At 33.1% G+C, this 7,953-nt stretch carries 8 protein-coding genes; 4 read left to right on the forward strand and 4 right to left on the reverse strand.

What is annotated here, in order from left to right:
- Positions 1-56 precede the first annotated feature (56 nt).
- Genes secG through BXY64_RS20200 form a run of 4 tightly spaced genes read right to left on the reverse strand, consistent with a single transcriptional unit; the run spans position 57 to position 3,207 of the window.
- Positions 57-398, reverse strand: coding sequence for a preprotein translocase subunit SecG (secG, locus tag BXY64_RS20185; protein WP_120241770.1), 342 nt, complete (start codon positions 396-398; stop codon positions 57-59).
- A 6-nt stretch (positions 399-404) separates the two neighbouring features.
- Positions 405-1,412: a hypothetical protein gene (locus BXY64_RS20190; protein WP_147376058.1), complete on the reverse strand. Its 1,008-nt coding sequence runs from the start codon at positions 1,410-1,412 to the stop codon at positions 405-407.
- Positions 1,413-1,417: 5 nt separating this feature from the next.
- Positions 1,418-1,930, reverse strand: a complete 513-nt coding sequence (locus tag BXY64_RS20195; RefSeq protein ID WP_120241772.1) for an LptE family protein — start codon at positions 1,928-1,930, stop codon at positions 1,418-1,420.
- Between the two features lie 35 nt (positions 1,931-1,965).
- The gene (locus tag BXY64_RS20200; protein ID WP_211334565.1) at positions 1,966-3,207 is read right to left on the reverse strand and encodes a sigma-54 interaction domain-containing protein; all 1,242 of its coding nucleotides are present in this window, start codon (positions 3,205-3,207) and stop codon (positions 1,966-1,968) included.
- 187 nt (positions 3,208-3,394) lie between these two features.
- Between BXY64_RS20200 and BXY64_RS20205 the strand changes: the two genes are divergently transcribed.
- From BXY64_RS20205 to BXY64_RS20220, 4 genes are all read left to right on the forward strand, one after another.
- A complete protein-coding gene (locus tag BXY64_RS20205; protein WP_120241774.1) occupies positions 3,395-4,561 on the forward strand; it encodes a sensor histidine kinase in 1,167 nt (388 codons plus the stop codon).
- 18 nt (positions 4,562-4,579) lie between these two features.
- Positions 4,580-5,329, forward strand: coding sequence for a 3-deoxy-manno-octulosonate cytidylyltransferase (gene kdsB, locus BXY64_RS20210; RefSeq protein WP_120241775.1), 750 nt, complete (start codon positions 4,580-4,582; stop codon positions 5,327-5,329).
- Positions 5,330-5,444: 115 nt separating this feature from the next.
- On the forward strand, positions 5,445-7,028 hold the full coding sequence (locus tag BXY64_RS20215) for a sensor histidine kinase (protein WP_170150718.1): 1,584 nt from the start codon (positions 5,445-5,447) through the stop codon (positions 7,026-7,028).
- Positions 7,028-7,732, forward strand: a complete 705-nt coding sequence (locus BXY64_RS20220; protein ID WP_120241777.1) for a response regulator transcription factor — start codon at positions 7,028-7,030, stop codon at positions 7,730-7,732. Before BXY64_RS20215 ends, BXY64_RS20220 begins: the two co-directional genes overlap by 1 nt.
- Positions 7,733-7,953: the final 221 nt, after the last annotated feature.

Here is a 7,953-nt window from a genome sequence, read left to right on the forward strand (position 1 = left end):
AAATGTCAGCATGTATGACATACTGACATTTCTATATTGTAAGAAAATTTCTTTTTCTATTTTGCTGTATCCTGTTCAGTTGCAGCAGCATCAGTTGGGAATGCTGGCATTTCAGGAGTAGTTTCAGTCTCGTTTAGTTGTTGTTCAATTTGAGACTTATCTTCACGAATTTCTTCGCGAGGAATAGTAACTGCAGCTACAAGACAAAGGAATAAAAGCCCTCCTGCAAGAGTCCAAGTAGCTTTTTCAAGAAAATCGGTAGTTTTCTTAACTCCCATAATTTGGTTCGAAGATGAAAAGTTAGACGCTAATCCACCTCCTTTTGAGTTTTGTACTAACACAATTAAGATTAGAAGTACACAAACAATCAAAATCAATACTGAAACAAAGGTATACATACTTATTTATTTACTATTTTTTAATTTTTCTATTTTCTCAATCTGACTCGCAAAGTAAACGTTTTTTTCGGGATTTTTCAACTCTAATTTACGATAAACAGCAATCGCTTTATCAAACAACCTCTGTTTCACATATATAGATGCTAAAGTTTCGCTCATAAAACTGTCATTTTCACGCACACTATCCACAGAAATATCCTCTTGTCTATCAGCTACTTTAATATTTCGCTGAATTGATGGCTCATTTTGGATGAAATTATCAATAAGATCAAGACTTTTCTTCTTAGGTTTTGCTGATTTTTCAGACTCAGGTTTTGATATTTCTTCACCCTTATCCACAACCTCCATCCAATCCGTAAAACTATGATTCTCGTCTTTCGATTTCTCTTCTTCTTGATCTTCGTTCTCTCTTAATGTATATAAATTACCACCATAACCGATATGATATACTTCGGTTGCCGCCACCAATAAATCAGATTCCGATTTTTCCTGTGTATTCTCTTCTTCAGGTTTAGATTCCATCTCTATTGGTTCAACTCCTAGCTCATTCAATTCCAGAATTTCATCACCGGCAAAATGATCCGTATCTGAAAGAATTTCCTTCTCTTCGTTTTCAACGATACTTACTTCAGCAGATAGTTCAAAAAGTTCATCATTTGCAGGTTCTTTTGCTCTTTTATCCGTAACAGCTTCTTGAAGACTTGCACTTTTAACTTCCAAAGTAGTTTCTTCTTCTTTGACCATCTCCACTGATTCTGTCTTTTCAAACGGAACCAAATTCAATCTATCATTTAAAAGCAAATACAGTTGCCTTCTATCGGATATGTAAAGCGATGAATTTCTTAATTCTTCCTTGAATCGAATACTCTGGCTATCATTAAGATTTTTAAGCAGTAACAAATGAGCTACTTCGAAAAATGGATATTTTTCCACCAGATATTTTAATTCTCTGTGGCTGTATTTATCCATTGTTTTTGAATCCTTAACCCAATCTTGTATTCTGCTTTGCTCCATAATCATTACCAGTTTACAACAGCTTCGTTGTAAATATCATCAATAATTTGCTCTAAAATATCATTAAGAAGTGTTTCTTCAACATCTGTCAACTGATCCATACTGTCATAATCAGCAAACGCAGAGAAACTCTTGTCAAAGTCATTTTCACTTTCAATTTCGTTGGTAAATCGCACTTTAATGGTAACAGTTAATCGGTTTGTAGCTGCAATTTCACCAGCTTTAATATCCAATGCCTGAGTTCTATAACCTGTAATTTCGCCTTCGAAATTAAGATGACCTTCTCCATCAACAATTTCATCCAAAGAAGTCTGACTTCTAAATTTCTCCTTTAATTCTTCCGTAAATCGATTACTTAAATTTGGATTTACCAACGGAGCACGATTCGGAAAATACTGCACCGAAAAAGTCTTAACATGCTCAGACAATGTTCCTCCTGTAAACGAATAAGAAACCTTACAAGCCACGGCTAAAACAGCAACACAAAGGCTTAAAACAAATACTTTAATAAACTTCATATATGAAAAATAAAAATAGCAATAATTTATAATAATTAACCAATATCGTACTCTTTGATTTTACGATACAATGTTCTCTCAGATATTCCTAGATCTTGAGCTGCATATTTACGCTTACCATTGTGTTTATCCAAAGCTTTTTTAATCAACTCAATCTCTTTTTCTTCCAAGGATAATGATTCTTCAACAAAAACTTCAGTATCTTGAATTACTGAATCATCAGGAGTAGAAATATTTACCATCGGCTGCTTTACAGGCTGATGCTGTACGATGTCCATTTCTTGATCTTCGTACAATTTGCGAATCATCATTGCATTATCTTTTTGCAAATCTGCTGAATCACCACCCTTTTGCATTAAATCAAATACCAACTTTTTTAAATCCGACATGTCTTTTTTCATATCGAACAGTACCTGATACAGTATTTCTCTTTCTGATGAAAAACTTTGTTCTTGCTTTTTGTGTTCGGTATAAAGCGCAGGTAACCTATGCTCATCGTTCATTGGAAGATAAGTCTGCAAATTTTCAGCATTAATCTGCCTTTCCTTCTCTATAATAGAAATCTGCTCGGTAATATTCTTTAATTGTCGAATGTTACCAGGCCAACGATATGATTTCAACATTTGCTGAGCACCTTCATCTAACCTTAGCGGTGGCATTCTGTATTTTTCTGCAAAATCCTGCGCAAATTTTCGAAACAACAAGTGAATATCATCCTGACGTTCTCGCAAAGGCGGCATTGAAATAGGAACTGTATTCAATCGATAATACAAATCTTCACGAAACTTACCATCTTTTACCGATTTTGGAATGTTTACATTGGTTGCAGCAACCACTCTTACATTGGTTTTTAGCACCTTTGAAGAACCAACTTTTATGAATTCTCCTGTTTCCAAAACACGTAACAATCTAACTTGTGTTGATAAAGGTAATTCACCAATCTCATCCAGGAAAATAGTTCCTTTATCAGCTACTTCAAAATATCCTTTTCGGTCGGATAAGGCACCTGTAAAAGCTCCTTTCTCATGACCAAACAACTCTGAATCTATTGTCCCTTCAGGAATTGCTCCACAGTTTACTGCTATGTATGGTGCATGCTTTCTTGAACTGAACTGATGAATAATTTGAGGAAACACTTCTTTACCCGTTCCACTTTCACCTGTAATTAGCACAGACAAATCGGTAGGTGCAACCTGAACCGCAATATCGATCGCACGATTCAAAGCGTAAGAATTACCAATTATTCCGAATCTTTGTTTTATTTTTTGTACTTCCATCAAATCTCAATTCTTGAAATTAAAATGTACAGCATGAAATTTTTTCATACTACCTGACAAAATTACAATTTTTTACTTTTAGTTTAATCTACAATCATTCTGAATATCCCTAAAGAATGTTAATTTTAGTATCCTTTTTTACATCGAAACGTAATAAGCTTATAATTGGATTACAAATACTAGTACGATGGCTTTACAACTTGAAAACCTTAAAGAATCAAATGAATTCTTAAATATTTTATTTGATAATATTACCTCTGCTCTTTTCATTGTCGATCAATCAGCTAAAATTGAAAATGTAAACGATTCATTTTCCATTCTTTTTCAAAAAAGAGAGGATCAAATTGTAGGAGAACTTTGCGGTAATGCATTAGGTTGTGTCTTCGCAATTGAAGAAGAAAAAGATTGTGGTACTACTAGTTTTTGTTCAAAGTGTAAACTTCGTAAAGATATTCTCAAGACAATGTCTGAGAAAGTACCAACTTATAGAAATAAATTAAGCCGAGATTTTTATACCTCACAAACTAAAGATTCCAAGCATTTTCTATACTCCACAAAATTCATTCAATTCCATGGAAAAAAATATACCCTAATAATTGTAGATGACCATACCGAGCTCGAAAAACAAAAAAGAAGATTAGAAGAGCAAAATGAAACACTAAAAAGTTTGAATGAGCAAAAATCTAAATTTCTTGGAATAGCTGCTCATGATTTAAGAAATCCGATTGGAGCAATTAATTCATTTTCAGAAATCTTGTTAGACTCTGGAAATGAATTTCCTGATAATGAAAAAGAAGAATTACTTACACTTATAAAAGATAGTAGTCAATTTTCCCTTCAGTTGCTAAACGAATTACTCGATATCTCGAATATCGAAAGAGGTAAACTTCGTTTGGATAAGAATCAGGAAAACATTTCTCAAATTGTAATGGATGTTATAAAAATCAATAAAGTGTTTGCCAGAAAAAAGAACATCAACATTATCAACACGGTTAAATTAAAAGATTCCACAGTGAGTCTTGACAAAAGTAAAATTGAGCAAGTACTTCACAATTTATTGAGCAATGCCATTAAATATTCGACTCCTCATACTACCATAACGGTTGAGATTAAAGATCATTCGACTAATTTCGAAATCAGTGTTAAAGATCAGGGTGTTGGAATTCCTGAATCCGAATTATCGAAACTTTTCACCGAATTCGGAACCACAAGTGCCAAAACAACTGCCAACGAAAGCAGCACAGGATTGGGATTAGCTATCGCAAAAAAAATCGTTAACGGTCATGGTGGAGAAATAATGGCCAAAAGTAAATTGAACGAAGGTTCTGAATTTTTATTTACTTTGCCTAAATAATTTATAACAAAAAAGTAAATGAGATTCATAGGAATTATTCCAGCTAGATATGCTTCAACCAGATTCCCTGGAAAACCTTTAGCCGATATTCATGGCAAAACAATGATTCAACGAGTTTATGAACAAACTTTATTGGCAATTGATGAAGTTTGGGTTGCTACGGATGACGATAGAATTAAAACCGCAGTAGAAAAATTCGGTGGAAATGTGGTAATGACATCTACTGATCACCAGAGTGGAACAGATCGAATTGCTGAGGCTGTTGCTACAATTTCTAAATCGAATCAGAAAGAATATGATGTTGTGATCAATATTCAAGGAGATGAGCCATTCATTCAACCTGAACAAATTGAATCGATAAAAGCATGTTTTGATTCTCCGAATACTCAAATTGCTACACTGGTAAAACAAATCTCAAGTCAGGAAGATATATTCGACCCGAATAAGGTGAAGGCTGTAATTAGTAATGAACAGAAGGCTCTTTATTTTAGTCGATCTCCAATTCCTTATCAAAGAGGTGTTGAAAAAGAGGATTGGCTAAACAATGGAACATTCTACAAACACATTGGAATGTATGCATACAAAAAAGATGTGCTACAAGAAATTACCCAAATAGAACAAAGTAGTTTGGAACTTTCAGAATCGTTGGAACAACTTCGCTGGCTAGAAAATGGATATTGGATTCAAACAGATATTACCGAACATGAATCAATTGGAATTGATACACCAGATGATTTAGAACGAATTAAGGACATGGGACTTTTATAGTCCCTTTTTTTATGCTTTAACTTTTCTTTAAGGATTATTAGGGAGACCTTAACCACCTTCATTCTTTGCAGATTGTAAATTTGTAATGTATCTTCAAATGCAATTACAAAGGCACATGAATAAAAAGCTAATTACAGGTTTAATCATTTTAATGAGTATTTCCTTACTTGGAATTATTGCAGTGCAAATTCTTTGGATAAGGAATGCAATCTCGATTGAAGAAAGAACCTTTGATTCCAATATCAATAAAGCCCTTCATAAAATTGTTGACAAGCTTGAAAAGAGCGAAGATGTAATATTTCTCACAAAGGGTTTACCAAATAATTCTCATGAGAATATTGAAGTCCGAGAATTCAAACACTTTCTTGAATCGGGAGAAAAAATTGGTCAAAATGTGATCAAAATTAAAACAGGAAAAACGATCAATGGGAAAACTTCCTATAAGATAGATTCCGATTCCCAGGTAATTGTGATGCAATCCAAATCTGCAAATCTTAACCTATGGCATCCCAGACATAAAATGGACTCAGCTTTCAAAATAGATATTCATTTAGAAACCAGAGATACCATTATAAGAGCAAAGCGAAAGGAAAAGCATATTGAAAACATCTTCAGCAAAGTAATGTATGAGTTCAAAAACAAGGATGTTTCCATTGATGAAAGAATAGATTTTGAACAACTCCCTAACTTAATCAATTCTGAGCTTAAAAATTATAATATTGATTCCGATTTCAATTTCGCAATTTTTACGGGTGAGCCTCTACATCTAATTCATTCTTCGGATAGCAGTTATAATGAAATCTTAAAAAACTCGGAATATAAAATCAATTTATTTCCTAACGATATAGTATTCACCAATCAGATTTTATCCCTCGATTTTATCGATAGATTTAGCCTGATCTACAAATCAATATTTCCACTTCTTATTTTATCAGGAATATTCACAATTTTCATTGTTGTAACATTTGTCAACGCAGTATTTTTAATCCTAAAGCAAAAACGCATTAGTGACATCAAATCAGATTTCATCAATAATATTACTCATGAATTTAAAACTCCAATTGCTACAATTGGCCTGGCATCCGATTCTATCAATAATCCAAAAGTAATAGGTAATCCTGATAGAATCAGATATTTTACTGGCATCATTAAAGATGAAAATTTTAGAATGAACAAACAGGTCGAAAACATTCTTCAACTATCACTATTCGGAAAACATGAATTAAAACTAAACCTACAGGCCTGTCATTTGAATGAAATCATTCAAAAAGCTGCTGAGCATATCCAATTGCAAATTGATGAGAAAAACGGCAATTTAAAAACTACTCTTAATGCCATTAATGATATTACTGATGTTGATGAAGTTCATTTTCTAAATGTTCTTTTTAATTTATTCGATAACGCTATCAAATACTCGAATGAAGAGCCTAAAATTGAAATTAGCACAGAGAATAATAATGAATTCCTATTCATTACAATTAAAGATTCGGGAATAGGAATGAGTTCAAAAACAGTAAAAAGAATATTTAAGAAATTTTTTCGTGCCGAAACAGGAAATATTCATAGTGTTAAAGGATTTGGTTTGGGATTAAGCTATGTGAAGTTAGTAATTGATCGTCATAACGGATCAATTGATGTTGAAAGTAAACCTGGTCAGGGTACAAGTATAAAGTTATCCTTACCTCTAAGTAAAATATAATGGCAGAACCAATTAGAATATTACTTGTCGAAGACGAAACCAATTTTGGTGCAGTAATGAAAAATTACCTGGAAATTTCAGATTTTAAAGTAACCTTATGCATTAATGGTGTAGAAGGTCTTAAAGCATTTACATCACATCATTTCGACATTTGCATTTTAGATGTTATGATGCCAGAAATGGATGGCTTCACATTAGCAAAAGAAATAAAACTCAAAAATGCGGATATGCCAATAATATTCTTAACTGCTAAAACACTTAAAGAAGATATCATTCAAGGATATCGCATAGGTGCCGATGATTATATAACCAAACCATTCGATTCTGAATTATTAATTTATAAGATAAAGGCGATCTTAACCAGAAACAATGGTAATTCATCCTCATATAAAACAGTATTTTCGATAGGTAAATTTAGTTTTGATTCAAACCTTAGAATTTTAAGTATTGACAATATTGAGCAGAAACTGTCTCCCAAAGAAGCAGAATTATTAAAACTTTTAGCTGAAAATATCAATCAGATTCTACCTCGTGAAACGGCCTTAAAAAGCATTTGGGGTGATGATAACTTTTACACGACACGAAGTATGGATGTATACATTACAAAGCTTAGAAAATACTTAAAAGCCGATGCTGATTTGTCCATTGAAAACATACATGGGAGTGGTTTTAGACTATTACAAATTAACGCACCTTATAATTAGATTTTGTTATACCTTCTGTATTGCAATAGGGCCAGGCAAGTGCTATCCTAAATTTACCCATTAGGTTCTATCGCTATGGCCTGATAGCTCGGTGTGGGTAGCTGTTTTAAATTTCCGGTCACCTTAAGTTTACAGCAAAAAAAAAGAGTCTCACTCCTTAATGGAATAAGACTCTTTAAAGGTTGGCGTCGACCTACTCTCCCACATCTCTGCAGTACCAT

This window comes from Marinifilum flexuosum, from assembly GCF_003610555.1.
Lineage (GTDB): Bacteria > Bacteroidota > Bacteroidia > Bacteroidales > Marinifilaceae > Marinifilum > Marinifilum flexuosum.

Coding starts and splice junctions, on each gene's coding strand:
- secG (WP_120241770.1), bottom strand. CDS start 398: ATGTATACCTTTGTTTCAGTATTGATTTTGATTGTTTGTGTACTTCTA.
- BXY64_RS20190 (WP_147376058.1), bottom strand. CDS start 1,412: ATGGAGCAAAGCAGAATACAAGATTGGGTTAAGGATTCAAAAACAATG.
- BXY64_RS20195 (WP_120241772.1), bottom strand. CDS start 1,930: ATGAAGTTTATTAAAGTATTTGTTTTAAGCCTTTGTGTTGCTGTTTTA.
- BXY64_RS20200 (WP_211334565.1), bottom strand. CDS start 3,207: ATGGAAGTACAAAAAATAAAACAAAGATTCGGAATAATTGGTAATTCT.
- BXY64_RS20205 (WP_120241774.1), top strand. CDS start 3,395: ATGGCTTTACAACTTGAAAACCTTAAAGAATCAAATGAATTCTTAAAT.
- kdsB (WP_120241775.1), top strand. CDS start 4,580: ATGAGATTCATAGGAATTATTCCAGCTAGATATGCTTCAACCAGATTC.
- BXY64_RS20215 (WP_170150718.1), top strand. CDS start 5,445: ATGAATAAAAAGCTAATTACAGGTTTAATCATTTTAATGAGTATTTCC.
- BXY64_RS20220 (WP_120241777.1), top strand. CDS start 7,028: ATGGCAGAACCAATTAGAATATTACTTGTCGAAGACGAAACCAATTTT.